The 25500-nt window shown below is 56.2% G+C and carries 19 protein-coding genes; 12 read left to right on the top strand and 7 right to left on the bottom strand.

From position 1 onward, the window contains the following. Both PQU92_RS14655 and PQU92_RS14650 read left to right on the top strand, forming a co-directional pair. Positions 1-222: hypothetical protein (locus PQU92_RS14655; protein ID WP_272748990.1), on the top strand; the 222-nt coding region annotated here is incomplete at its 5' end. Beyond that, on the top strand, positions 212-1315 hold the full coding sequence (locus PQU92_RS14650) for a tyrosine-type recombinase/integrase (RefSeq protein ID WP_272748989.1): 1104 nt from the start codon (positions 212-214) through the stop codon (positions 1313-1315). The genes PQU92_RS14655 and PQU92_RS14650, both read left to right, overlap by 11 nt. A 10-nt stretch (positions 1316-1325) precedes the next feature. Here the strand turns inward: PQU92_RS14650 and PQU92_RS14645 are convergent, their stop codons facing one another. After that, on the bottom strand, positions 1326-4496 hold the full coding sequence (locus PQU92_RS14645; RefSeq protein WP_272748988.1) for an N-6 DNA methylase: 3171 nt from the start codon (positions 4494-4496) through the stop codon (positions 1326-1328). Between the two features lie 101 nt (positions 4497-4597). Continuing rightward, entirely contained in the window at positions 4598-6898 is a 2301-nt protein-coding gene (locus PQU92_RS14640; RefSeq protein ID WP_272748987.1) for an AAA family ATPase, read from the bottom strand. Between the two features lie 595 nt (positions 6899-7493). Here PQU92_RS14640 and PQU92_RS14635 point away from each other — a divergent pair. The 9 genes from PQU92_RS14635 (at position 7494) to istB (ending at position 18551) form a co-directional block, all read left to right on the top strand. After that, complete coding sequence (locus PQU92_RS14635; protein WP_272748986.1) at positions 7494-7895, top strand: hypothetical protein; 402 nt, start codon at positions 7494-7496, stop codon at positions 7893-7895. A gap of 18 nt (positions 7896-7913) precedes the next feature. Then, the gene (locus PQU92_RS14630) at positions 7914-10529 is read left to right on the top strand and encodes a type IV secretion system DNA-binding domain-containing protein (protein WP_272748985.1); all 2616 of its coding nucleotides are present in this window, start codon (positions 7914-7916) and stop codon (positions 10527-10529) included. Continuing rightward, on the top strand, positions 10529-13666 hold the full coding sequence (mobF, locus tag PQU92_RS14625) for a MobF family relaxase (RefSeq protein ID WP_272748984.1): 3138 nt from the start codon (positions 10529-10531) through the stop codon (positions 13664-13666). Before PQU92_RS14630 ends, mobF begins: the two co-directional genes overlap by 1 nt. 107 nt (positions 13667-13773) lie before the next feature. Continuing rightward, positions 13774-14022 carry a hypothetical protein gene (locus tag PQU92_RS14620; RefSeq protein WP_272748983.1) on the top strand — a complete coding sequence of 83 codons (249 nt, stop codon included), beginning with the start codon at positions 13774-13776 and terminating at the stop codon, positions 14020-14022. A 34-nt stretch (positions 14023-14056) separates the two neighbouring features. Then, a complete protein-coding gene (locus tag PQU92_RS14615; protein ID WP_272748982.1) occupies positions 14057-15322 on the top strand; it encodes a DUF1173 family protein in 1266 nt (421 codons plus the stop codon). Positions 15323-15443: 121 nt separating this feature from the next. Continuing rightward, positions 15444-15599: a hypothetical protein gene (locus tag PQU92_RS14610; protein ID WP_272748981.1), complete on the top strand. Its 156-nt coding sequence runs from the start codon at positions 15444-15446 to the stop codon at positions 15597-15599. Positions 15600-15813: 214 nt separating this feature from the next. Next, positions 15814-16155: an SOS response-associated peptidase family protein gene (locus tag PQU92_RS14605; protein WP_272748980.1), complete on the top strand. Its 342-nt coding sequence runs from the start codon at positions 15814-15816 to the stop codon at positions 16153-16155. Positions 16156-16261: 106 nt separating this feature from the next. Beyond that, positions 16262-17782 (top strand): IS21 family transposase, encoded by a 1521-nt coding sequence (gene istA / locus PQU92_RS14600; protein ID WP_272748979.1) that lies wholly within the window; start codon positions 16262-16264, stop codon positions 17780-17782. After that, positions 17772-18551: an IS21-like element helper ATPase IstB gene (istB, locus tag PQU92_RS14595; RefSeq protein ID WP_272748978.1), complete on the top strand. Its 780-nt coding sequence runs from the start codon at positions 17772-17774 to the stop codon at positions 18549-18551. Before istA ends, istB begins: the two co-directional genes overlap by 11 nt. 179 nt (positions 18552-18730) lie before the next feature. Here istB and PQU92_RS14590 read toward each other — a convergent pair whose 3' ends face one another. From PQU92_RS14590 to PQU92_RS14570, 5 genes are read right to left on the bottom strand one after another with little or no spacing between them, the layout of a single operon-like run. Next, the gene (locus tag PQU92_RS14590; protein ID WP_272748977.1) at positions 18731-19192 is read right to left on the bottom strand and encodes a MarR family winged helix-turn-helix transcriptional regulator; all 462 of its coding nucleotides are present in this window, start codon (positions 19190-19192) and stop codon (positions 18731-18733) included. A 17-nt stretch (positions 19193-19209) separates the two neighbouring features. Next, positions 19210-19512 carry an ArsR/SmtB family transcription factor gene (locus PQU92_RS14585; protein WP_272748976.1) on the bottom strand — a complete coding sequence of 101 codons (303 nt, stop codon included), beginning with the start codon at positions 19510-19512 and terminating at the stop codon, positions 19210-19212. Between the two features lies 1 nt (position 19513). Next, positions 19514-22738, bottom strand: a complete 3225-nt coding sequence (locus PQU92_RS14580; protein ID WP_272748975.1) for an efflux RND transporter permease subunit — start codon at positions 22736-22738, stop codon at positions 19514-19516. Beyond that, positions 22735-23736, bottom strand: a complete 1002-nt coding sequence (locus PQU92_RS14575) for an efflux RND transporter periplasmic adaptor subunit (protein ID WP_272748974.1) — start codon at positions 23734-23736, stop codon at positions 22735-22737. Before PQU92_RS14575 ends, PQU92_RS14580 begins: the two co-directional genes overlap by 4 nt. A gap of 14 nt (positions 23737-23750) precedes the next feature. Further along, positions 23751-24089, bottom strand: coding sequence for a rhodanese-like domain-containing protein (locus tag PQU92_RS14570; RefSeq protein WP_272748973.1), 339 nt, complete (start codon positions 24087-24089; stop codon positions 23751-23753). Positions 24090-24223: 134 nt separating this feature from the next. On the opposite strand from PQU92_RS14570, the gene PQU92_RS14565 reads away from it, so the two are divergent. After that, complete coding sequence (locus PQU92_RS14565; protein WP_272748972.1) at positions 24224-25498, top strand: NAD(P)/FAD-dependent oxidoreductase; 1275 nt, start codon at positions 24224-24226, stop codon at positions 25496-25498. Positions 25499-25500: the final 2 nt, after the last annotated feature.

Raw genomic sequence — 25500 nt, 5'->3', positions numbered from 1 at the left:
TCGAGAAACATCCGCACAGCGCGTTCGCGGACTTCAGGTGAAAACTTGTTCGTCGTTTTGTTCATAGTAGCTCCATCTTCTCAGAAGTTGGAGCCTCCGGCAAAGCCGGGGCGGTTCACAACACAGCGCTATGCCCACCTCGACGATCAGTGCGTTCACGACGCGGCGGAAACCGTTGGGGCGACTGTGGTCGAGCTTCTGGGGTTTTCAGATGCAGCCTGATTCAACCTCGAAAGCATCGCGCGCCGTCACATGGTCGAAAATGCAGCCGGGTTTTGGCCTGCGGGAATATACCAGCGGTCGTCGCGTCTATATCGTGGAATGCCCGACGCCGACCGGACGCCGCACCATCACAATTGGCAATGCCAGCATCATCAGTGAAAGGGACGCCTTGGATATCGCAAGGCGTTGCATCTACTACTCGGACCCAGATGGCAATTTGGCCGACAGTCGCCTGCACGCGCGTCGCACCCCGCTGTTTCAGGACTACCTCCAAGATTATTGGCTGGTGGCGCGGCCACTATGGAAGCCGTCAACGCAGGTGACAGAAGACAGATACCGTCGCTTGTACCTGAACGACGCCTTTATAGGGATGGGCGTCGAGGAAATCACCCGTCAAGACGTTGTGCGTTGGCTGGGGGCCGCGACACGCAAGGGATCACCGGGAGCTGCCAATCGTGTCTTTCAACGTTTAAAGGCAGCGCTGTCCAAAGCCGAGGACTGGGGGCTGCGTCCACACGGAAGCAACCCTTGTCGAGGCGTCAAGATGAACCCCCGCCGTAAGGTGGGGCGTTACCTATCAAAGGCCGAGTTCAAACGTCTGGGCCAGGCGATGGAAAAGCACAGGGAGGAATACCCCATTCAGACTAAGGCGCTTCAAGTCCTCATGCTCACCGGTTGCCGACGAGAAGAGATCGTAGGGCTGACTTGGGGAGAGGTTCGCGGAGCGCGAATTCTCTTGGATGACAGCAAAACTGGTCCGCGTACAGTGCAGCTATGTTCTCAGGCCTCGGCTATTTTACGAAGTCTGAAGAGGGGGATAGCACTGACACCGGTCTTCAATCGGGGCGATGGTCGGCCAGTTCCAATGGAAACCTACTGGGACCTTGTGCGTCGCGATGCCGCGTTGGGCCGGTTTAGGCTCCATGATTTGCGACACACCTATGCCAGTCTTGCAGCAAGACACACGCTGCCACTTCCCACCATACAGTGCTTACTAGGCCACTCGAAGATGGCCAGTACTGCCCGCTACACACACTTCGACGATTTGAAACTCACCTCCATTGCGCAACAAATAAGTGACCTAATCGGCTAGCAACATGGCGTTAGTCCTCAACAATTCGCTTTATCAATTTGTCTATGGTTTCTAGTTCCGACTTTAAGAACTTTCTCACTTTCACCCTTGCTTGGCCAAGATCACGTGTGCCGAGGTGCGTCGGCAGCTGGTTCTCGGTGAAAAACAGACTGGCCTTTTTGGCCACTGCTTTTCCTTGCAGAGCTAGCGACATGTGGTCTGGGTCGGAACGTTTGAAGGCTGGGAATGGAACCTCGAGTATCTTTTTATGAACGTCACGCGCTCCAAATAATCCGCGAGTTTGAAATGCCTTTATTAATCTGTTGGGTTCAGTGGCGTTGAGAAAAGAGCATATATAGTTTGCTTCGTCTTCGTCATTGGTTCCGTAACCATAGGTCTTATGTTCAACTATGAATTCTAAGTCGAAATCATCCCTGCTAACGACGCACGCATTTGCGTCTTTCGCGGAAGAAGTATACAAAACTACATACTTGCAGCTCATGTCTTGTTGAGTTAGTTTTCCATGATAGTCCACCCACTCGGACGCAGTGATAGATTTATTTTTTTCCGTCTTGAGCTTGTTCCAAGCATCCTCAGTGCTTCGAAACCACTTTGCGGTGTCAATCTCGCCAGAAGAAAAAATGTCATCGGAGGACAACATCTCTAACTTGCGACCTTCTCCAATACGCGCAGGAAGCAATACCAGTTCGGGATTGTGGAGGTAATACGGCAGTACATTTCGCGATATTGCAGTTCGGAATAAGAAGTTAGTATCGATCCTGCCCTCAAACGGAGGTAAGTTTTTCCAAGGTGCTTTCGCATCCTTCTCCATGCTCTTCGAACTTTTTACAGTAAGTATCCTGTTTCCAATCGGTCCGGAAAAATCCTGTGTGACATCCACGAAGTAAAAATTTCTAGGTACAACTGTGGCGCCTTGTTTAAATTGCTTCTTATAATGATTTTGCTTGGCGTCCGGTTTGAGCTTGAATTCTGTGAACGCCGAAACTTGGCCTAATTTAGAATAGTGGTAAGTCCGTGGAGTAAAGCTAATTTTATCCTTCGTTTGCTCCCAGTTCAAGTTGTGAGCTTTCAGGCGTCCTTTGAATTCTTTGCCCTTGCGTCCGCTTTTCGGTAAATTGCGATCCGAGTTTGGTCGAGGTCGTTCGGTAAACAGAACGCAAGAAGGGACATTGAAAAGGGGTGAAACTCCATCCAAATCCCATAGGTCTATGATCTTCATATTGAGGGCTTTGCCGGACCGGATATTGTCATGATGATCCGCAGAGAAAAAGCTGCGAGGCAACACGAATGCCAGCTTTCCCCCGTCGAGCAGGAAATAGTTGGTACAGTGTGCCAGAAAAATAGCAGCGATCTCAAGGTGGGGCAGGTTTGCAACTTTTGAAGTGAGATTATGGTCTGCAGCGAGTTCCCGGAGTCTGTTCTGGTACTGTGAATTTCCAATGGAACTATAAGTAAACCAAGGCGGGTTTCCTACAATAAAGTCAAATTGTCTATAATAAAAACAAGGCTTGTACAAATTTTGTATTATAAATTTCCAAATGCTATCTCTGTTCTCTTCTTTGGCTGTCTTGAGTCCAATGTAGATATTGTAGAAGCTGTTGATAAGATGGCTTGGAATGTTCGGAACTTTTTTCCCAAGTGCAGACGCGAAAGCCTTCTGATCCAAAGAGGGGCTATTTTTGGTAAAGTCCGCGAGGCCCTCGGCGATATTTACGGCGGCGTCAAACGCGCCCGGATTGTTGAAAACGCTCGTATTGATGGAGTACTGAGAGCGGTCAATCCAAAGTTTAAATTCGTCCCCGAACAGGTCAAGGTTTACTGAGCCTGTCGGGGTTAAGAGCGTGTCGGCCAAAAATACATTCAATACGATGGGTCGTGTCGCGGCCTGAATTTTATCTCCCAGAGCGAGCAATACAGTAGTTTTTGCGACTAGAACCGACAGCGGGTGTATGTCGATTCCGCAAACCTGATCGGCCAGCTGGTCGGCAGAAATATCTGGATACTCTCTTTTTAACCTACCGATAGTCGCACGAAGAAACGATCCGCTGCCGCAGGATGGGTCCATTATCTTGCTTGATTTTTTCAGGTCTAGGTTTTCGACAACGCGCTCACATAGCCAGTCTGGAGTGTAGTACTCCCCAAGATGGTGACGAGTATCGCGATCAATCAATTCTTGATATACTCCTTTAAGGATGTCCTCATCGACATCCTTAAAGTCGTAGCCGTCAATTTTTGCTACAAGGGCTCTATACGCTCTCTTGAGCGGCACAAACGCGGCATCAGAGCCTATCCAGTGGAAAAAATCGTTATCTGTAAAGTTTACAACATTTTTTGTTGTAAATATCGATCCTCTAATAATCCCCTTTAGCTCAGCATCGTCGATGTGATCATCTTGGGTAATAATCTCATATGCCAGTATTTTTGCAAAAATGCTCAAATACGAATGTATGATGAATATCTGTTCTGACGCATCGAAAGAGCCATAGGCAATGCTTAAAAAGCGCTGCCATTGCTCAAACGCTACTTGTACTTCGCCAGTGTCTTTGACAGTCTGAAAATATGCGTACATTGCTCCGTACGCTTCGATAAAGGTATCAGAAGTCTGGCCGAAATCCCGCCTAATATTTTCAAGGCTAGCCTTTTGTTTTTCAGACTTAAATAAATAAGCGTCTAGAAAATAGTAAAATTCTTCCGAATTTGAGACATTCAGCTCAAATCTCTCTTTCTCTTCAAGTATTATATCGCTTGCAAATATTACTCCCTCCGATTTTAGTTTCTCGGCCGTCGATAAGTCCGGGGAGTATACAATCCAAGTGGAACAATCTGATGAGATAAGGGTATAATTGTAGACCTCGCCGCTATTCCAAATACCGGATAGGTAGTCGGCAAGCTGGTCCTTCGCATGCCTCTCCGTCAGTTTCAGATCTTTTTCAAACTCAATGATTATCCGCTGGTACTGAGTATCGGCGCGCCCCCGTTGTGACAGTTTTCCCGCCCTATGAACATTTAAAATCGCCTTTTCAGTCCCTAACGAGAACTGCCTAATGATCTCGCCGGCGTCGTCGCCGTCGAATAGCCGCGTCAGTAGGCTTGTGAGGAGTGATATTTTGGCAGATTCGTTGTTTGCCCGGCTGACGTCGTTACGAAAGCGCTGAATCTCGTGGACTAACTCAGACTTCATTAATTGTCTCGAACTGTGTTTGTGTTAGAGCCTACCATCACTATGGTATGAGGATAAGGCCGCAGGTGTGTTTTTTCAGCTTTGTCCGCAGTTATCGAATGCTAGGTAGGCCTGCACTGGCTGCGCATCGCAGTTGCGTGTTCGGCATCTGCGGCTAACACGAGAGCGAGAAGTGCGGCATTGGCGTCCCGTGTTTCCTCCACTGTCATCGCCGAGTGGGTTATCAGGTCGTCAAGGCTGTCAGAATGCGACTCGACCTGTGTCAGGCGTTCAAGCGCAATGATCCGAGCTTTGTCGAATTCGCCGAGCCTTTTCGCTAGAGCATCCAGTTTTTGTGAGATCGGGTGGCTACCCGGAACCTTAAACGCTAGAAAAATTTCGAGAACACGGCGTATTGCGTTTGGCATCATGAACCAATACTCAGAGTGGCCTTCGCCGACCGCCTCGAATTCAAGCATCTTGGAATAAAGAAAATGGTACTCGGAGTCATAGCCGCGTAATTGACTTGGCATTTCAATTATAGACGCAGTGCGGAGGCCGGATGTAGCGGGCATCCGCACGTCCATAAACAGCAGCTTAGCCTTCGCAGGTTTATCGTTCTCGGCTTTAGACCAATTGCGCCAAGCCTTTTTAAATTCGTTCATGCAGTGCGGATTGTGGGTGAGTATAAAAAGTTGTCGGACGTCCGATAGACGGTTTCGGATCAGCGCACAGGCATAATTCATCGCCTTCGTATCTAGGCTAGATATTGGGTCGTCAATTACAACGATTAGCTCTTTGAGAGACCTGCCATCCGCCTCAAGCGTAGAGAGGAAATAGCACAGTGCTATGGCGGTTTTTTCGCCTTCACTTGGTTGCCCTCGCACAAGTTTCCCATGGCGATGCAATTCGTATCCATCGGCCACGGCTACGATGGCTAATTCACCGTGCCCTAGGTAAGTTCGCATCAAGCTCGTAATTTGCTCGGCAGCCAATCCATGCGACTTCACTTTTGCGCTTAGTTCTCGAATTTTCCTTTGAGTTTCAGAATTGCTTTCGTCGATCTGGTCCAACGTCCGCTCCGCATCGCTGTGCGCAGATACCAACGCTACGTAATCAGCTTTACCTTCCGCGAGGAAATGCTTTCGGATATTCTCTCGTGCTTCCTCCTGACGCTTTGCGAAATTAGCTGTGGCTGTATTATGCTCGTCGATAAGGTTGTTCACCGCTGTTAAGGACGCGGCTAATTCTTCGAACAGTGCGGTCAACTCGGATTCGTCTGGTAGCGTGAATTCGACTGGCGACGTGGGCTGCGCTAAACGGACCTGTATGATCCGCTCAGCCTCGCGTAGATGCGTGACGGTGTTTTGGAAGTTCACCGTTAGGTCATTCAACGCTTGCACGTAACTAGCCTGCAGTGAGGGGTCTAGCTCAACGAGGGTTGGCCACTCTTTCGGGTGCGAAATTGCACCCTCAAGTATGGTTCGGACCGCTAGGTGGGCGTCGTTCAGTTGTCCCATCAGGGAAGAAATTTTCTCATCCAACGCAGCCGCCAGCGTTTCTTTGCGTGCGACGCTGAACGAGTTTCCACACAGAAGGCAGTTATCTAGCGCGTTTGAAACGTGGTAGTCATACCCCTCCTTAATCCATCGCACCATTGCCGGATGGCTTTCGAGTTCATCAAGCACCACCTGTCCAATACTGAGTTTCCCAAAAGCGCGTGCCCGTTCGATTTGGAATAGCACCTGCAATGGATCGAAAGCGAGGTTCGGTAAGGTAGGCGCTGGTGCCGTCAATCGCGCTATTTCTATCAATGCTTCAAGTTCGTCACTCCCAAGCACTGATTCAGGCCCGGTCGGTAGTTTTTCGTAGTCACTTTGCAACTGGCCAGCTTCGTAGCGCCTGTTTCCCAGATGCAGTGAGCTCGAAACGAGCTTCGCCCGCTCTGTACGATAGCTTTTAACCGCCTTTTCAGTGGTGCTGACTACCTTGGACTGGGCCTCTTTTGCAGCAGCGCCAGCGGGCACGGAGTCTATAGCGGCCTGCAACTCGCCAGCGAGATCAGCTTGTTGTTTGCTGATATAGAAAATGGAGTTGGCCCGACCTACACCCCATTGCAAGTTCCGATCTACAAAATCCACGTTGAACACGCAAATCCGGTTCTCAAGACCTCCGAGCTTCTTTGGAGAGCTGTAGGTTTGCGAGTTATCCATCTCAATCTCGAACGCGCATTGGTCTGGCAACGCCTCATTGTGCTCGCCAGCCTCTAGGCACGCAAATACCCGCGATAACGTGCTCTTTCCCGATCCATTGAAGCCGTAAACAAGATTGTAGCGTAGAAACTCCGCACCCAAATCTTTTGCTGTTTTGTCGGCTAGGATACCAACGCCCTTCAGAGTTTTAATTCGACTAATGATGGCCATGCTCACGTTTCTCTTGTCCGTGAGTTACGACGCCAATTCGCAAACCCACCCCTCGAGGTTTACGGTAACGCGCTTGGCGTGTGCGATCAACTACGTAGGGTTGCCATACGGGGTAGGCTGCTGAATGAGCGCCTAATGGAGCTGGTCCGCCGCAATTAAAAGCCTACGGCTTCGAATAAAGCCGGGCTCTAACATCTAGGTTCGCCAAGCGTTTCGCACTCAAAATGCGGCCATACTGTCGCCAGCGGGGAACAAACGGGGAATATTGACACGCTCCATCTCGTGATGCTTTTGTATTCCAGCTGGAGTGAAACTCTTGCAAATCCCTATTTCTCAAGCGTTAGAGCGGAAAAAATGACTCTGAACCGTGCCCCCAAAACAGGCTCCAAATACTCGAAAAAAGTATGTACACCTGACGCACGGTTGTGGATAAGTATTTTGCGCGAAATCAATGGCTTATGAGGGGGGTGGCGTACGACAAAGTGTCGTATCCGAATTTTCTTGCCATTTTTGGACGGATTCTATAGCCTATTCAGTACCTTAGACCGTGGCCGTTTGCTGACAATCTGTCAGCTGTCTCAAGGACGGCCCCGTCATGCCCCGGGAAAATATCAAGGAACTTCGCGTCTATATCCGCGAGGAAACCTACGCCAAGCTCGTCGCCCAGTCCGAGCAATCCGGCGTCCCTATCCGCTACCTCATCCAGAATGCCCTCGAGAAGCACACCGTCGAGGCGCGCGACTATCTTCTGCATCAGTCGGCCCGCTACGCCTATATCGGCGCATCCATGGCCCTGCAGATCGCGACCAAGCTCCTGCCCCCGGATGACCTGCGCGGCCGGCTTGATCGGATAACCGGCACCTTCACCTCGACCTTCGGATCGACGCCTGCCGTTCCCGACGAGGTGCGCGCCCGCATCGAGACGGCCCAGGACGGCTTCGTGCTCGAATTCGCCCGGCTCCTCGAAGCCTATGTCGACGCCGACGAAGCGGCTTGAGCAGGGAGGGAAGCCATTATGTCCGAACAGAAGCCCCGTCCCGAACGAACGACCGGTGCCGCCTGGTTGCGCGGCGGTCAGACCGTATCCCACACCGTCGAAATGGTCTGGGAGATTGCCAAGAAATTCCTGATCATGCTCGCCCTGTGGGGCGTGTTCTGCATCTACAGCGTCAACAAGCACGCCACGGACGACGAACAGCTGTACGGAGGACTTGCGATTGTTGCGCAGCTTTGCCGGTTCTTTGGCAGTCCATTGCCGCAACAGGTCACGGTCAAACAGCCCGACGGCACGTCGCTGGTCGTGTCCGTTTCCGATTATGAAAGCCTGCCCTATGTGGCGGGCGTTCTGGATCGGTACGGCGAGCTGATCTTCTATGCGACCCTCCTCTTCTTCGCCGGCGCGGCAGCCCTTCTGGCGCTCGCAACCATCCTCTTCATCCGTCAGGGGCAGCAGAAGCTGGAGGACAAGGAACTGCGCGGCCAGACCATCGCATCGGTCGCTTCCCTGCGTCAGCAAATCCAGAAGTTCAACGCCGATGAAATCCGTAAGCTCAATCGAAAGGCCATTGAAGCCATCGTTGGAAACCCGGCGCCGCCGATCGAAAAGCATCTGGAGACCGGGTTCAAAGCGGGCTGGCGCGACGCCCTGTATGTCCTAAAAAGCATCATCGAAAGGCCCTCGGATACGTTCGCCATCCTGCGCCGTCGTCTTCAACCGTCACGGCCATTGCTGGCACTGCCGGCGCCATCGACCGGCACCGCCCTCATCCCCTATGCCGGTGGCGCAAGTGGGGCGCTGTACGGTCAGGCGTTGCGATATTACCGGGCCATCGACCTGCCGAACTGGGTGTCTGGCACGCTGGCCAAGTCCGATGCGGATATTGTCCGCGATCTCACGGTACGTGCGCGCGCCGCCGGTCTCGCCGACATATATGAGCGGTTTAGCGACTATGAGCATCACCGTATCGTCGGTGTCGAGTTGCCGATAAACTCGCTGTATCAGCACTCCCTCGTCGTCGGTTCGCCTGGCTCTGGCAAGTCGCAGGCCATCCACGGCCTTATCGAATCCATCAACCGGCGGCGTGAATGCGCCATCATTTACGATCCGGAACTGGAATATATTCGCGCCCACTACAAGGAAGGGCGTGACGTTATCCTCAATCCGTTCGACAGCCGCACCAGCAGTTGGTCGCCCTTCAACGATCTCGCCGACTATGCCTCGTGGGAGCAGGCCGCCGCCGACCTTTTCCCGCTGTCGAAAGGCAGCCAGGACCCCTATTGGACGCTGGCGTCGCGCCAGATCTACTGCAACGCCGGCTATAAACTCGGTGTCATCAAACGCCAGCATTTCAATGAGAAGCCGACCATCGAGGAGCTGATATGGCTCATCATCGGCGACTTCGAAACCCTGCATTACTTCCTGAAGAACACCCCGGCCGAGCGTACCCTTGGGGAAAAAGAAGGCCTGCGCTCGGAGTCGCTACGCTCGGTTATCGTCAACGGCATCACCCGGATGATGCACCTGCTGAACGGCCGCGAAGACTTCTCGATTTCCGAATGGATCAACAGTCCGCAGACCCATGGCTTGCTGTTCCTGTCCCGGCCCCAGCATCTGGAAGCCTCGCTCAGCCCGCTGATTGCGCACTGGTCGTCGATTGCCATCACAACCCTGTTCACCCGCACCCCGGCGCAGTCGAAGAAGATCACCCACATCATTCTCGACGAGTTCCATTCGTTGGGTAAGGTCGAGATCCTCGCCGATGCCCCGGCGCGCCTGCGCAAGTACGGTGGATCGATGATCATGGGCATGCAGCAGGTCTCGCAGCTCGATGACATCTACGGCGACAAAAAGGCCCAGACCATCATCGGCCAGCTTGCGACCAAGCTGATCCTGCGCTGTCAGGACCCGGACACGGCGCGCTTTATGGCTGAGCAGATAGGCCAGCGGGAAGTGAGCCGGACGCAGGAAAATACCTCCTATGGTGCCCACCAGCTACGCGACGGGGTCTCGCTGAATACCAAGGAGCAGACCGAGTTCGTCTTCATGCCCGAAGAGATCATGAACTTTCCCATGTTCCAGGGTGTGCTTCGGGTCTCGAATGTTCGCGAAGGCCGACCGTTCCCGGTCGCGCCGGTCAAGTTTCGCTACCGCGACCGATCAACCGACACGGAAGGTTTCGTACCTCGCGTCGGGCCCGATCCGATCGACGAATTCATGAAGAAGGACCGGTCCAGTTCCAAGCTCTATGCGCTCCTCGACCGGATAAAGGCGGAAGGGCAGGGCGCGGACAATCGGGAGATCAGCGCGCAGGACCTGTCATCCGCCCAAAGCATATCGAACCCGGCCGCGCAATCCGTCAGTAGCGGTACGGCACATACGGACGAAGGTTTCGACGCGCAAAACCCCGAAAAACGGGCGAGCATAGCCGAAGGTCTGCTGGCGCCGGATGCCACCGAGGCCAAGCGGGAAGTGCCAGATCCGGAACTCGATACCAGACCTGCGGTCGAGGAAGGCGCACGATCGGAAGGTTCCCCTTCAGACGCCGCGGCGGCCCAGCAGAAGTCGAAGTCGGATGAGGAGGATCGCCAACGGTCCCTGTTCGATCACGACGGATATATCGGGTTGCCCTGATGTTGAAGATCACCCGTTTGAAAAGCGCTTCTCGCTCCGGCGACTATTACGGCAAGGACGATTACTACGTCACCGGTGAGGCCAACACCCCGAACCTGCGCTGGGGCGGGGAGGGGGCAACCCTCCTTGGCCTGGTCGGCGAAGCCAATAGTCTGGACTTTAAAAAGGTCCTGAAGGGCATCAACCCCGACCCCAATGGGCCGGCCCTGTCGAAGGCGGACGAAGCCTTGCGTGAACAGGCGGGCTCCTCAGGCGAGTCTGAGGCCGGAAAAACCATCCCGAAACACGCCCCCGGCTGGGACATGACGTTTTCGGCCACCAAGTCGGCCTCGATCATGGCCCTGGTTGCCGGCGATGAACGCATACAGGCGGCGTTCAATCGGTCGGTTCAGACCACAATGGACTATGCCGAAAAGCATTTTTCCATCACCCGCCAGCGAACGGAGGGTGGTGCTCCGAAGCAGATGCTCACGGGGAACTTCACCTATGCGACGACGAGCCATTCGATGTCGCGGGCGGGCGATCCGGAAATGCACAATCACGTCGTCCTGGCCAACGCGACCCGGATGGCGGACGGGACATGGCGGGCCCTTGAAACCGACCCCCTCTATAAGCACCAACAGTTCCTCGGCAATGTCCAGAAAGCCGAGTTCGCCCACGAGCTTCAGAAGCTCGGCTATAATCTGGTCCAGGGTAAGACACAGGGGACCTGGGAGATTGCGGAGTTCTCCGCGGCCCATCGCGCTGAAAATGGCAAGACGGGGATCGGTCCCGCCGACCTCCTGATCGAGACCTTCTCGAAGCGTCACGTAGAGATAATGGGGAAGATCAAGGCCGCAGAGGCCGACAAGGGCCGCGAACTGAGCAAGGGCGAGCGCCAGACCCTGATCCTGAAAGATCGGCCGCAGAAGCTTCTGACCGACCGGGAGGTGCAGCAAGCATTATGGAAGGAGGTCGCTAAGGACGCCGGCGTCGATCTCGACCAGATCGCCAGTGCGGCCAAAACGCGGGAGGTCGGGCAAGACCTGACGCCTCAGCGCAAGGGCGATATCGGTCTGGCCGGTAAGGTCATGGCCTATATCGACGAGAAGGTGTTAGGCCGAACCCGTGATCTCTCCGCCGAGGCGTCATTGGCGCTCGGTCTGCGCAGTCAGGAACGCCAGTCCACGATATTCACGCCCTATGCCGTCATCTTCGACGCCATGCTGGCCAACGGGAACCGGCACCGGATTCAGGACTATCAGGCCACAGGCTTCCTGCAGCGTCCGGAGATCGTCAAGGCGGATAAGGAAAAGCTGGCGCACATCACGACCAGACGCGCTATCGCCATGGAAGACGCCATCGTCGAGCGGGTTATCCGTTCGGAGGCCCGTTCCAAAAACTTTACGCCGGAGGCAACCGATCGCGCCATGTACGGCATCGTCGCCGAAGGCAAGGCGCTGGCCCCGAACACGCAGCAAGCCGCCGTCGTTCAGCACGTCCTGACGGATGGCGCGCGCTACTCGGTCATTCATGGGTCCGCCGGCACCGGCAAGACCACCACCTTCGATCTGGTGCGCCAGACGCTCGACAGGTTGTCCGGCGGTCAGGTCGAGATTGTCGCGCTGGCCCCCACCCACAAGGCCAAGGGCGAACTGGCAGACCGGGCCGGGATCGCGACAGATACGGTCCAGATGTTTCTGCTTCAGCAGCAGAAAGGCTCCGGTCAGATCGTGCCGTCCGGTCAAATGGCCAACCTGAAGGGTAAATGGCTTCTGGTCGACGAAGGCTCGATGCTCTCCAACGTCCAGATGGACAGGATTATCGATGTCGCGGAGCGCGCCGGCGTCGACAAGGTCATCTTTTCCTTTGACGAACGCCAGCTCGCGGCCATGGAGGCAGGCGCGCCCGCGCGCCTAGCCATGCACGCCGGGGCCTCAACCGTCTATCTCAAGGATAATATTCGTCAGGCCGATATGCCGGTCCTGCGCGCCGGCATTATGAAAATGGCCGACGGCAAGCCTTGGGAGGCGCTGCCATCGATCCGTCCCTATGTGTTGGAGACGCAGTCGAACGATGATCAGATCCTCGCGCGCGCGGCGGTGGCCAAATGGCAGGAAATGGGTCCGGACACCAAGGTCGTCGTTGGCACCAATAAGATGCGCGGGATCGCCAATGCCATGATCCGCGCCGAGCTGCAGGACATGGGCCTTGTCGGTCGCGAGGACGTGGCGCACAAAACCTACGTGTCCGAAAACCGCACTCCCGAACAGCTTGGGATGATCACCGGGTACGCTTTGGGACAGCGCATTATCTTCCATAAGGCGGATGAGGCCAACCGTATCGGGCGACACACGGTGCATAGCGTCGTCGGCATCGATATGCGAACCAACCGGCTTACGCTGGAGAGCGCAGCCTACGGCAAACGATCATACAGTCTGGCCGGTCTGACCTCAGGCCGCGACGAGCCGAACTTCGGGGTCTACCGCGAGCAAACGATCAAGCTGTCCGTGGGGGATCAGCTGGCGTGGAATATCACCGACAAGAAGGCCGGCGTCACCAACAACGACGCCTTCACCGTCGTCGCGATTAACGGCAGAAAACTCACCACCCAGAGAGAGGCCGAGATCGAGGGCGTCAAGTCGGTAAAGACCCAGGTCTTCGATCTGGAGAACGACCCGGTCGCGCGGTTCATGTCCCATGGTTATAGCCTGACGGCCAACCGGGCGCAGGGCGCATCCTTCGACAAGGTCGTGGCCGTCCTCGGCTCATACATGGGCGAGTTTGCCAACCAGGCCCGCGGCTACGTCATGGCGTCTCGACCCAAGCAGGAATTTCAGTGGGTGACGGACGATCTGAAAAGCCTGTTCCGAAGGCTGGCGGAGAATGACGGCATCAATCCCAGCGCGCTCAACCACATCGACCGCGCCATGGATCTCGCTGACCGAGCCGAGCGCGCGAAACCCCCGCCTTTGCCGGAAAAGGCCCCTGAAGTCCCGAAGCCGGAGCCTGAAAAGGCAAAGGCAGCCGAACAGGACAAGTCGGAGGTCCTAAAGCCCGGCGGACAGCACACAGCCGAAGATCAGAAATCATTGAACAAGGAGAAAGACATTGGCGAAAAGCAGATCACTCAGCACGACATCCCATTCTCGCTTTGAGCAGATTGATATGAAAACCTCTTATATATTAAGTCTTTGGAAGGGTTTTGCTTACCGAATTTTACCAGGTGGTGAGTTAGGCTGGCGCTCTATCTGGAGTGTCTCTTATGGACCTGTTTTACGCGCAGATCGGATTTGCCGAAACCTGGCTGCTGTTCTCGGCGACCATCGCCCTGATCGCGGCGGCGCATTACCGGTCGTTCAAGCAGGCTCTGGCGCTCGGCGGCTACAACTGGCGGGCCACGCCCGTTCGGAGCGCATTGACCTTCGTGGTAAAGCACGAGTTCTATTACCTCAAAAAGGTGCCGCAGCTCATTGGCAGCATTCTTCTCCTCGTCGCATTGACCGTGCTGTAGGCGAATTGGGCTGCGCTCACCGGGTGGACGCCCGATGACTGCGCAGTATCTCCTCTGTGGTGGCCGCCATCCGGATACGGATGACGAGGCGTTTCAGTCCCTGCTTGCCGATCACTACCACAATCGAAAAACCGAACAGCCGCGCTGTCTGTGTCAGGACCCCGGCGTTCCGCTCTACATCGCAAAAGTCGGAGATCGCTATCTCCTGAAGCGCTGGCCCAACAGCGGCGCCGAGCATCGCTACGTTTGCGAAAAATATGAGCCACCCCTGGAGGCCAGCGGCATCGGCTCGCTGATGGGCGGCGCGATCAAGGAGGAACCCCTGACCGGCATGACCTCGCTGGCGGTCGATTTTTCGCTCAAGAAGATCAAACGCGCCGAGACCGCAGCCAGCGCGCCTGAGCCTGTCGATGCCGGCGCTGACGACGACAAGACGTCGCCCGGTTCTGAGTCCCGGAAGCTTACCCTGAAATCCATCCTGCACTATCTCTGGGACAAGTCTGAGTTCTGCCGGTGGACGCCGAATATGCAGGATCGGCGGAACTGGGCGGTGATTTCGGCGCACCTGTCGCAGACCGCACAGACCTTACAAGTCAAACAGCTCGCGCTGCCACAGCTTCTTTACATTCCCCCGGTGTGGAACCAGATCGATGGTGAACGGCAGAGTGCCCGCCGGCAGTCGTTCTTTGCCGGGTTCCAGACCCGGAGTGGGCCAAAGCGGCTCGCAATGGTCCTTGGCGAGGTCAAGTCCATTGAGCCGAGCCAATACGGGCACCGCCTTGTACTCAAAAGCATGGGCGATACCCGAATTTATCTGAGCGGCTCGAAGCACGCCGAACTGCAGAAACGCTTCGGCTTCGAAGTGTCGTCGTGGCGCCAGCATGGTGATCCGACCGACAACGGGAAACCGCATCACCTCATGGTCCTGTTCACGGCTTCGGTGACAGAAACGGGGGCGCTTCAGGTCGAGGATCTGACTATGATGATCGTCAACCCACACTGGCTCCCGTATTTTTCGCTGCATGACGGGCTGGTCATTTCAACTTCGGTCGCGATGAAGCGTCGGTTCCTGAAGCCTATGACTTATAATCTGGGGAAGGGGCGGACGTTGCCATCGGTCATCCTCGTGGATACGCGGCCGCTTCAGGTCAATCTGTTCATCAAGACGCCTGTCGATACCGAAATCCTGTGTCGGTGCCGGGAGGAACTGATCGCGGCGTCCAGGGGCCACTCCCTGGTCTGGGCGACTGATGGAGGTGAAAACGTGTACGATGTGATTGATAAGCTGGGGAGGGCTTAGGGTCGCGTCCGATCCCGAAATCTTGACTTTTTGAGCGATCTGTGAAATAAAGTCTTGGTCGGCAAGGTTCGGGGAATCTGCGACGCCCTCCTTACAATCCTATACACGAGAACGAATTCTAATGGATCGTGACCTGTTGCGCTTGCTTGCGCCCAACCCAAACGCCCGCGTCTGCACATTGGCCTACGCTATCATGCACATCATTTCCCCGAGCGAGGCGATCGGCCGTCTGGCTCGGGGTGAACGTGTCGAATATTTCGGCGTGATCATCCGCTGATCAGGCCGGAATTTTCTGAAGATCACCAGAAAATTCCCTGATGATTTTCGGGAGGTTGCCGTAGGCTTTTTACGTCACCGCCTAACGTGGAAATAGGGCATGACGGACCTTTCTCGACCGCCGCCGGGGCCCGGTCGGGAAAGGTCTACCTCCCCCTGTAGTCACTGCCGTTTCACGGTGCTACGCTTCGCCAAGAGGTAAGGAGGGAAAGCTCATGTGCGGACGTTACAAAGGCCCTGACACATGGGCTGAGCTTCATCAGGTGTTGGGCAGCTTCACGCATCAGCCCGATATTTTCGACGCCGCGCCCTACGAGATCAGACCTACGAACAAAGTGCCCATCTGCATCCGGAACCATCAGGGTCAGTTTGAGTGGGTTAAGGCCCGCTGGAGCCTCATCCCGCACTGGCACCATGGCGCAATCAAGGACTGGAAGGCGACTTCGTTCAATGCGAAAGTCGAGGAGGCCCCAACTAAGCCGAGTTGGCGCGACCCGTGGAAGAAGCGGCATTGCATCATTCCGGCATCCTGCTTTTGGGAATGGTCAGGCTGTTAATTTGCACTGAGAAGTGACCCATTTGGCAGGATAATTTTCACTGAGATTTGACCCATGTTGAACTTCCCCTCGTTGTTGAACAGCGAGGGCTCAAGGAGTGATAGACATGGAGTTATTGAGCGTCATTCGACGCTGGGCTTTCCGGGATCTGTTGCCGGTCCGGGAGATATGCCGTCGGACAGGGTTGTCGCGAAACACAATCCGTAAATACCTTCGATCAGGGGATGTCGAGCCTAAATTCAAGGTTCCAGAGCGCCCCAGTAAGCTCGACGCGTTTGCTGACAAGCTGGCGCATTGGCTTCGCATAGAGGCGGGTAAATCACGTAAGCAGAAGCGCACAACCAAGCAGCTTTATGGTGACCTGACAGCCCTTGGCTATGACGGTTCCTATGACCGCGTTTCCGCCTTCGTTCGTGACTGGAAAGCGAACCGCCTTCGCGAACAGCAGACAAGTGGCCGGGGAACGTTTGTGCCGTTGGTCTTTGCAGCCGGTGAGGCCTTTCAGTTCGACTGGAGCGAGGACTGGGCGGTTCTTGGCGGTGAGAAGACCAAGCTTCAGGTGGCGCATATTAAACTATCGCATAGTCGGGCCTTCATTGTTCGAGCTTATCTACTGCAAACGCATGAGATGCTGTTCGACGCGCACCTCCACGCCTTTCGTGTTCTGGGCGGCGTGCCGCAGCGAGGCATCTATGATAACATGAAAACGGCCGTTGATAAGGTCGGCAAGGGTAAGGCGCGCGACGTCAATATGCGTTTCCAGGCCATGGTCAGCCATTATCTTTTTGACGCTGAGTTCTGCAATCCGGCGTCAGGTTGGGAAAAGGGACAGGTCGAGAAGAACGTACAGGACGCGCGCCATCGCCTGTGGGTTCCGATGCCAGCCTTCGCCGACCTGGCCGCATTGAACCTGTGGCTGGAAGAGCGTTGCCTGGCTTACTGGCGGGAGGTTCCCCACGGGGATCTTCCCGGTACGATCGCCGACGTGTGGGCCGAAGAGCTGGCTTACCTCATGGTGCCTGCACGTCCCTTCGACGGCTTTATCGAGCATACAAAGCGCGTATCACCCACCTGCCTGATCCACCTGGAGCGCAATCGTTACAGCGTGCCGGCCTCCTTCGCCAACCGGCCTGTCAGTGTGCGGGTTTACCCGGAACGTATCGTGGTGGCAGCCGAAGGCCAGATACTATGTGAGCATGAGCGCATTATCGAACGTTCGCACAGCGCTCCGGGCAAGACGGTCTACGATTGGCGCCATTACCTTGCCGTCATCCAGCGCAAACCGGGGGCTCTACGCAATGGCGCACCGTTCGTTGATCTCCCGGAGGCCTTCCGGCGCCTGCAGGCAAACCTTCTAAGGCATCCTGGCGGCGACCGGGAAATGGTCGAAATACTCGCGCTGGTCCTTCAACACGACGAAGAGGTCGTGCTCCAGGCCGTCGACCTCGCACTGGAGGCGGGCGTGCCAACCAAAACGCATGTCCTGAACCTCTTGCATCGCCTGATCGACGGCACCACGCCGCCCGACACCATTGATGCGCCGCAAGCTCTGAGGCTGATGCAGGAGCCGCTGGCCAATGTCGAACGGTACGATGCCCTGCGCAGGGAGGCCCGTCATGCGTCATGATCCGGCCAGTGCGGCCATCGTCATTATGCTCAGATCGCTGAAAATGTATGGGATGGCCCAGGCGGTCAGCGACCTTATGGAGCAAGGCTCGCCCGCATTCGAAGCGGCAATGCCAGTGCTGTCGCAACTTCTGAAGGCCGAGACCGCCGAACGCGAGGTCCGATCTATCTCCTACCAGATCAAATCCGCGCGCTTCCCAGCTTACAAGGACTTATCCGCCTTCACGTTCGACTCTAGCGAGGTTAATGAGGCCCTGGTGAGACAGTTGCATCTGTGCGAGTTCCTCGCCAGCGCTCAAAACGTAGTCCTCATTGGTGGCCCAGGCACCGGCAAGACCCATGTGGCGACAGCTCTGGGTGTGCAGGCCGTAGAACATCACCGCAAAAAGGTTCGCTTCTTCTCGACCATTGAACTGGTCAACCTGCTCGAACAGGAAAAGGCACAGGGTAAGGTGGGCCAAATGGCGGATCGCTTGCTCAAGCTCGACATGGTCATACTCGACGAGCTTGGCTACCTGCCGTTCAGTTCGTTCGGCGGAGCCTTGCTGTTCCACCTGCTCAGCAAGCTTTACGAACGGACTTCTGTTGTCATCACGACAAACCTCAGCTTCAGCGAATGGGCGGGTGTCTTCGGTGATGCCAAGATGACCACGGCCTTGCTCGATCGGCTCACCCATCACTGCCATATCTTAGAAACCGGCAACGACAGCTTCCGCTTCAAAGCCAGCTCCGCCACGGCAAAACTGAAGAAGGAGAAGCCTGTGACTTGACCACACCACAAACCGCATCATTATACCAACTAGGCGGGTCACTTCTCGGTGCAAATACCGGGTCACTTCTCAGTGCAAATTAACAGCCGGAAGGTCACTTGGCAAACCGCATCGATGCAAGTGTGGCAGCGCCTACACCTCACAATTCACAAACCTGGATTCCGATTGCCATAAGACCCTCACAGTTCAAGATGCCGTCGTCTTTCAATGGCTGCTGTTTCTATCCGGCGCAAAACATCCTTTAGTAATGCCGTTTCAGTCTCGGTCAGTCCTTCGAGAACCTGACGCTCGAACTCCCCAGCGGAAGGTGCCACATCGTTAAACAGCCGTTGCCCTTCCGGCGTGAGAATTAGATGGTGAGAGCGACCATCGTGTTCATGCGGTGATCGGGTGACCAGCCTTCGTTTGGCGAGACTGTGCGCTGCGCGTGAGACCGTCACCTTGTCCATTCCCGTACGTTGAACCATTTCACGTTGCGTTGAGGGGCCATCCTCATTCAGAACCCAGATGAGACGCCATTCGGGGATCGCCAATGCGTAAAGGCTGTCATATGCAGATGAAATCAGCGTCGATACCGCGTTGGAAGCGACGGAGAGACGAAACGGAAGATAATTATCCAGCGACAGGCTATTGTTAGGCATCTTCAACTGTGTCTTCGCTATTTGTAAATTTGACAGAGAGTATCGACGACCTTTTTGGCGGCCGGGTCGCCGATCGAATAATAGATAGTCTGTCCGTCCCGACGCGTCTCGACCAACTCTTCCGCCCGCATCTTCGCTAGATGTTGCGACGTTGACGACACAGTCTGGCCAAGCGTTTCGGCGAGGTCAGTGACATTGGCTTCGCCCTCGAACAGCCGGCACAGGATCATCAGCCTATGTTCGCTGGCGAGCAATTTGAGCATTCGCGTTGCACGCCGCACATTGGGTTTGAGCGCCTGTATATCCTGTGTGGTGACCATTTTACTTAACTCGTTTTACGGCGTCGTCTTTAAAAACGACATAGATCGCGGGAATTACTAACACAGTCAGTAACGTAGAGGACAGCAGGCCAAACAGCAAGGAAATGGCCAGCCCCTGAAAGATCGGATCGAACAGGATGACGCTGGCCCCGATCATGGCCGCAAGGGCCGTCAAAAGGATCGGTTTGAAGCGCGTCGCGCCAGCCTCCAGAAGCACTTCGCGCAAGGGGCGAGGTTGACCATCCGCACCGAACTCGGCATGGCGGATAAAATCGACCAGCAGGATCGAATTGCGGACGATGATTCCGGCCAGTGCGATAAAGCCGATCATCGATGTGGCTGAGAACGGCGCGCCGAACAGCATGTGCCCGATGACGATGCCGATCAGGGTCAGCGGCACTGGCGTCAGTATGACCAGCGGCAGTCGGAAGTTTTTGAACTGCGCCACCACCAGAATATAGATGCCCAGAAGCGCCACCCCAAAGGCTGCCCCCATGTCGCGGAAGGTGACCCAGGTGATCTCCCATTCGCCGTCCCACAAGAGCGTCGGGCGGGTTTCGTCTTCGGGCTGACCGTTCAGGCGGATCACCGGCTTAGGCAGGTTACCCCAATCGGCGGCATTAATCGCATCATCGACCGCGCCGAGACCATAGATGGGCGCTTCATACCGTCCGGCCAGTTCAGCCATGATCATGTCGGCATCGCGCCCGTCACGGCGGAAGTAGGCGGTCGAGCCCTGTCCGCGTTCAAAGGCTGCGATCTCGTTCAGTGCGACCAGTCGTCCGCCAGAGGTGGCGACGGGCATGGACGCAAGAGTTTCGCTAATATAGCGTGCGTTCTGAGGCAGGCGCAGGGCTATTTCGAGCGGTTCGCGGCCTTCGCCGCTGCGCCCGGCCTGCTGCGCATAGCCGAGAACCTGCCCGTTCATCAGCGTGTTGACCGAGGCATAGAGTTCGCCTTCCGACACGCTGAGGCTTTCCATACGTGTGCGATCAGGCACGACGTTCAGCGTCGGGCGCGGCAGACCATAGGAATCGTCCACATCGACGATAAATTCGATGTCCTTAAAGATGGCCTTGACCTTCTCGGCAACGGCGCGGCGCGTGGCGGCATCCGGTCCATAGATTTCAGCCAAAAGGGTGGCCATGACCGGCGGTCCCGGCGGCGCTTCGACCACCTTCAATACACCCCCTGCGGGCAGGGCCACCGTTTTCAGTCTCTGGCGCAGGTCCAGCGCAATGGCATGGCTGGCGCGCGAGCGCTCGCCCTTGGGGGCCAGCAGCACATTGAGGTCGCCCTGTTCGGGACGGCTGCGCAGATAGTAGTGACGCACCAGCCCGTTGAAGTTGAACGGTGTGGCGGTCCCGGCATAGGCGTCTATGGCCTCGACCTCTTTCAAGCCGGCGGTAACCCGCGCGGCCTCGGCCAGCACGCGCTGTGTCATCTCCAGCGACGTGCCTTCGGGCAGGTCGGCGATCACCTGAAGCTCCGATTTATTGTCGAACGGCAGCAGCTTGACCGTCACCACCTTGAAGGCGAACAGGCTCATGGAGACGAGCGTGGCCGCGCCGATGACCAGCAGAAATGCCCAGGCCGTCTTTTTCGTGGCGATAACCTTCGACGCCACACGGCGATAGAGGAGGCCGATAAAGCCTTCGTGGTCGTGTGATTGGCCGTCGCTCAGCGATTTGCGCGCAAAGCGGATCATCAGCCACGGCGCGAGGATCACGGCAACAAAAAACGAAAAGACCATGGCCGCCGAGGCATTGACCGGGATAGGGGCCATATAGGGCCCCATAAGACCGGAGACGAACAGCATGGGCAGCAACGCCGCCACCACGGTCAGGGTGGCGACAATGGTGGGGTTACCGACTTCGGCCACAGCTTCTATGGTGGCCTGCGCGCGGCTTCGGCCATCTTTCATACCCCAGTGCCGCGCGATGTTTTCGATCATCACGATGGCATCATCGACCAGAATGCCAATGGAGAAGATCAGGGCGAACAGGCTGACGCGGTTGATGGTGAAGCCCATCAGGTTCGAGGCGAACAGCGTCAAAAGGATGGTGGTCGGGATGACCACGGCGGTGACCGCGGCTTCGCGCCAGCCGATGGCAAAGCCGATCAGCACCACGATAGAAGCGGTGGCCAGCCCCAGATGGAACAGCAACTCATTGGCCTTTTCATTGGCCGTTTCGCCGTAGTCGCGCGTAATCGACACCTCAACCCCAGACGGGATCAACGAGCCTTTGAGCCCCTCAAGCCGTTTGTGAATGGCCTCAGAGACGATAACCGCATTCGCCCCCTGACGCTTGGCGATGGCCAATGAGACGGCGGGCGCGGACTCAATCCCCTGAGCCGTCTGGCGATAGCGGGTCACGCGCGCCTGATCTTCCCGTGGGGCCTGCACGATAGTGGTGACGTCGCGAACCAAAACCGGCTGACCGCTGACCGAGGTCACGGTGATCTGCCCCACATCGAAGACGGTGTTGAGCGAGCGCCCGGCCTTAAGGTCAAGCGTCTGGCCTCCGTCGCGCACCACACCGGCGGGCAGGGTTTGGTTGGCCGCCGAAATCGCCTGGGTTAGCGCCGTCAGGGACACGCCGTGCAGGCTCATGCGCGCCGGGTCCGGCTCGATGCGTATTTCTTCCGGGCGGCCGCCGGTGATGAAGGTCAGGCCGACATTGTCCACCTTGGCCATCTCGCTGCGCAGTTTGAGCGCCAGTCCGTACAGCGCCACGTCGTCGATGCGCGCTCCGGCACCGGCCGTGGGCGACAGGGTGATGATCATTGACGGCACGTCATTGATGCCGCGCGTCGAAATGAGCGGTTCGGGGATGCCCTTTGGCATCTTGTCGGCATTGGCCCGCAGCTTTTCATGGATGCGCACGGCGGCGGAATCGGGGTCGGTCCCCACCTTGAAGCGCGCCGTCACCATCACGGCATCGTCTTCGATAAAGCTATAGACGTGATCGACGCCGTTGATGCTTTTGACAATGGTTTCAAGCGGCCTTGCGATCAGTTCCTTGGCGTCATTGACTTTAAGCCCGGCTGCCGCGACCTGAATATCGACCATGGGAACCGAAATCTGCGGCTCCTCCTCACGCGGGATGGACATAACCGCCATCAGGCCGACAAACACGGCCACCAGCAGGGCCAGAGGCGTGAGGGGTGAGTTCAGCGTGGCCTTAGTCAGGCGGCCCGACAGTCCTAATTTGGCGTCGTTCATTTCACCGCTCCATAGGGAGCCAGTCTGTCTCCATCCTTGAGCCCGCTGAGGATTTCGACCTGTCCCCCCGAAAGAGGCGCGGTCTGCACTGGAATTTCGCTGAAGGTGCGGTCAGGTGCGATCAGACGCACATAGTCGAGGCCGTAGCGCGTGGCCACATAGGCGGTCGGCACCTGAATCCCCTGACGTTTACCGAGGCTGAGCGAGGTGATGACGCGCTCACCCACCAGAACCTGCTCCAGTCCGGAGGGCGTGACATCGGCGACCACCTGACCGTTTTCCACAGACGGATAGATCTGGCTGATTGTCCCTGTAGCGGTAACGCCATTGGCATCCAGGTCTACTAACTGTCCGACCCGAAGCGCGCGCGCCTGCTGTTCCGGTAACTGAAGGCGGACGACGCGCGGGCCGGCCGTGACGGTTGCCACGGACTGCCCGGCCATGACGACGGCACCGGCCGGAACGTCGGCCTTTACGACGACGCCTGAAGCCGGCGCACGAATGACGCCTTGTCCGGCCAGTTCGCCCGCAGCCGCCCTTTGGGCCTGCGCCGCCTTCCAGACGGACTCCGCTTGCTCCAGCCGCGCCTTCGTATAGATACCCTTGTCATAGAGCGTCTTGATACGTTTGTAGTCGGCCTCAGCCTGTGTAGCTGTGGCGGCGTAGGCGCTGGCTTCAAAATTTAGCCGCTGATCTTTCACTACGCCGATAATCTGCCCCTTTGAAACCGTGTCACCTTCGCGGACATTCAGCGTAACCAGTACGCCGGGGATGCGGGCCACAGCCTCGCCCATGTCGCGGGTGGTTACGATACCGGACATGCGTTTGATATCATCGATCTCCGCCGTGCTAACGTTAATGAGATCACCGATTACCTTTTGGGCGGTGGCGGTCTTATCTGGCAGCGATGTGTGCTCATCGGAACAGGCCGAGAGTCCTGAGACGGCGATCACCGTCAAGGCGGATGCGATAAACAGACGTACAGTTGCGCGAGGCATAACTATTACCTTTCTCAGCGAACCGTCGGCAGGCCTGCGGCCTTCCAGGCATTGAGGCCACCCTGCAAGTGGTGATCAACCTCCAGACCAAATCCACGACAGCTACTAACGCCTTGAGCCGAGCGTCCACCGGCCAGACATTGCAAAACCAGTGTGCGGCCATTCGCCTCAGGCAAAGCCTCCGGGGCGAGACGCGACAGCGGGATATTGATCGCGCCCTTGATATGTTCGGCCGCAAATTCAGACGGTTCGCGCACATCTACGAGGGTGATTGTCCCCTTTTTAAGGCCGTCAGACACCGCCTGCGGGGTAAAATTCACAATCGGGTTGTTGGCTTTGAAAAGTCCGAACATCGTGGCCTCCAAATGAGGGGTTGAATTTCTATAATTTCGTATTTAAGATATTATGCAATTAAAGGCAAGATCATGGCGCGCTAAAAATCAATACCTCGCAGGGAGGGGCGGCGCCTTGGTCGGGAGACGTTGAGATGACTAAACCACACATCGTGATTTTAGGGGCCGGTCTTGGTGGGACTATCGCTGCATTCGAGATCAAGGACGCTGTAGGCGACAAGGCCGATGTGAGCGTTGTTAATAGAGGCGATCGGTTTCATTTCGTGCCCTCCAATCCGTGGGTCGCCGTGAAATGGCGGACCCGCGACGCTATCGAAGTCGATTTGAAGCCGGTGTTCAAACGTAAGGGCGTTGCCTTCTATCCGATGGGTGCCAAGTCGATCGCGCCCCATGAGAATAAAGTTACCCTGACCAGTGGATTGGACCTGGCTTACGATTATCTGGTTATAGCCACCGGTCCAGAGTTGGCCTTCGACGAGATCGAGGGCTTCGGTCCGGAGCATTTCACACAGTCGGTTTGTCACGTCGATCATGCCTTGGCGGCATCAGATGTGTTTGAGGCTTTTGCCAAGGACTCGAAGCCCATAGTGGTCGGAGCGGTGCAGGGGGCCTCGTGTTTTGGTCCCGCCTATGAGTTTGCCCTCATCCTCGATACAGAACTGCGCAAACGCAAGTTGCGCGACAAGGTACCAATGACATTTGTGACCTCCGAGCCCTATGTCGGGCATCTGGGGCTGGATGGTGTGGGTGACACCAAGGGCTTGCTGGAAAGTGAACTGCGCCAGCGTCACATCAAATGGATCACCAATGCCAAGGTCGAAAAGGTCGAGGCCGGGTTGATGCACGTCGACGAGGTCAATGAAGACGGTTCGACAAAGGCGCATTACGAGTTGCCCTTTGGCTTTTCGATGATGCTTCCGGCCTTCCGGGGCGTTGAAGCCGTACGCGGGCATGAGGGTCTGACCAATCCGCGCGGGTTTATCCTCGTGGACAAGCATCAGCGCAATCCGACCTATCCCAATATCTTCGCACTCGGCGTCTGCGTCGCCATTGCGCCCACGGGTAAGACCCCGGTGCCTGTCGGCGTACCCAAGACCGGTTTTATGATCGAGTCCATGGTCACGGCCATCGCGCACAACTTCAAGTTGATACTGGCAGGTAAGGCCCCGACGCACGAAGCGACCTGGAACGCCATCTGTCTGGCGGACTTCGGCGATGGTGGCGTTGCCTTTTTTGCGCAGCCGCAGATTCCACCGCGCAACATCAACTGGTCGGCGTCGGGCAAGTGGGTCCATCTGGCCAAGGTCGGTTTCGAGAAATACTTCATTGGCAAGGTGAAGTCCGGAAAGTCCGAACCGTTTTACGAAAAGCTCGCGCTCGACCTTATCGGTGCGCACAAGATCAAATAAAC

This window comes from Asticcacaulis aquaticus, from assembly GCF_028550415.1.
GTDB classification, from domain to species: Bacteria; Pseudomonadota; Alphaproteobacteria; order Caulobacterales; family Caulobacteraceae; genus Asticcacaulis; species Asticcacaulis aquaticus.
Note: the sequence above shows the minus strand (reverse complement) of the source record. Positions and strands in the feature narration are given on the sequence as shown.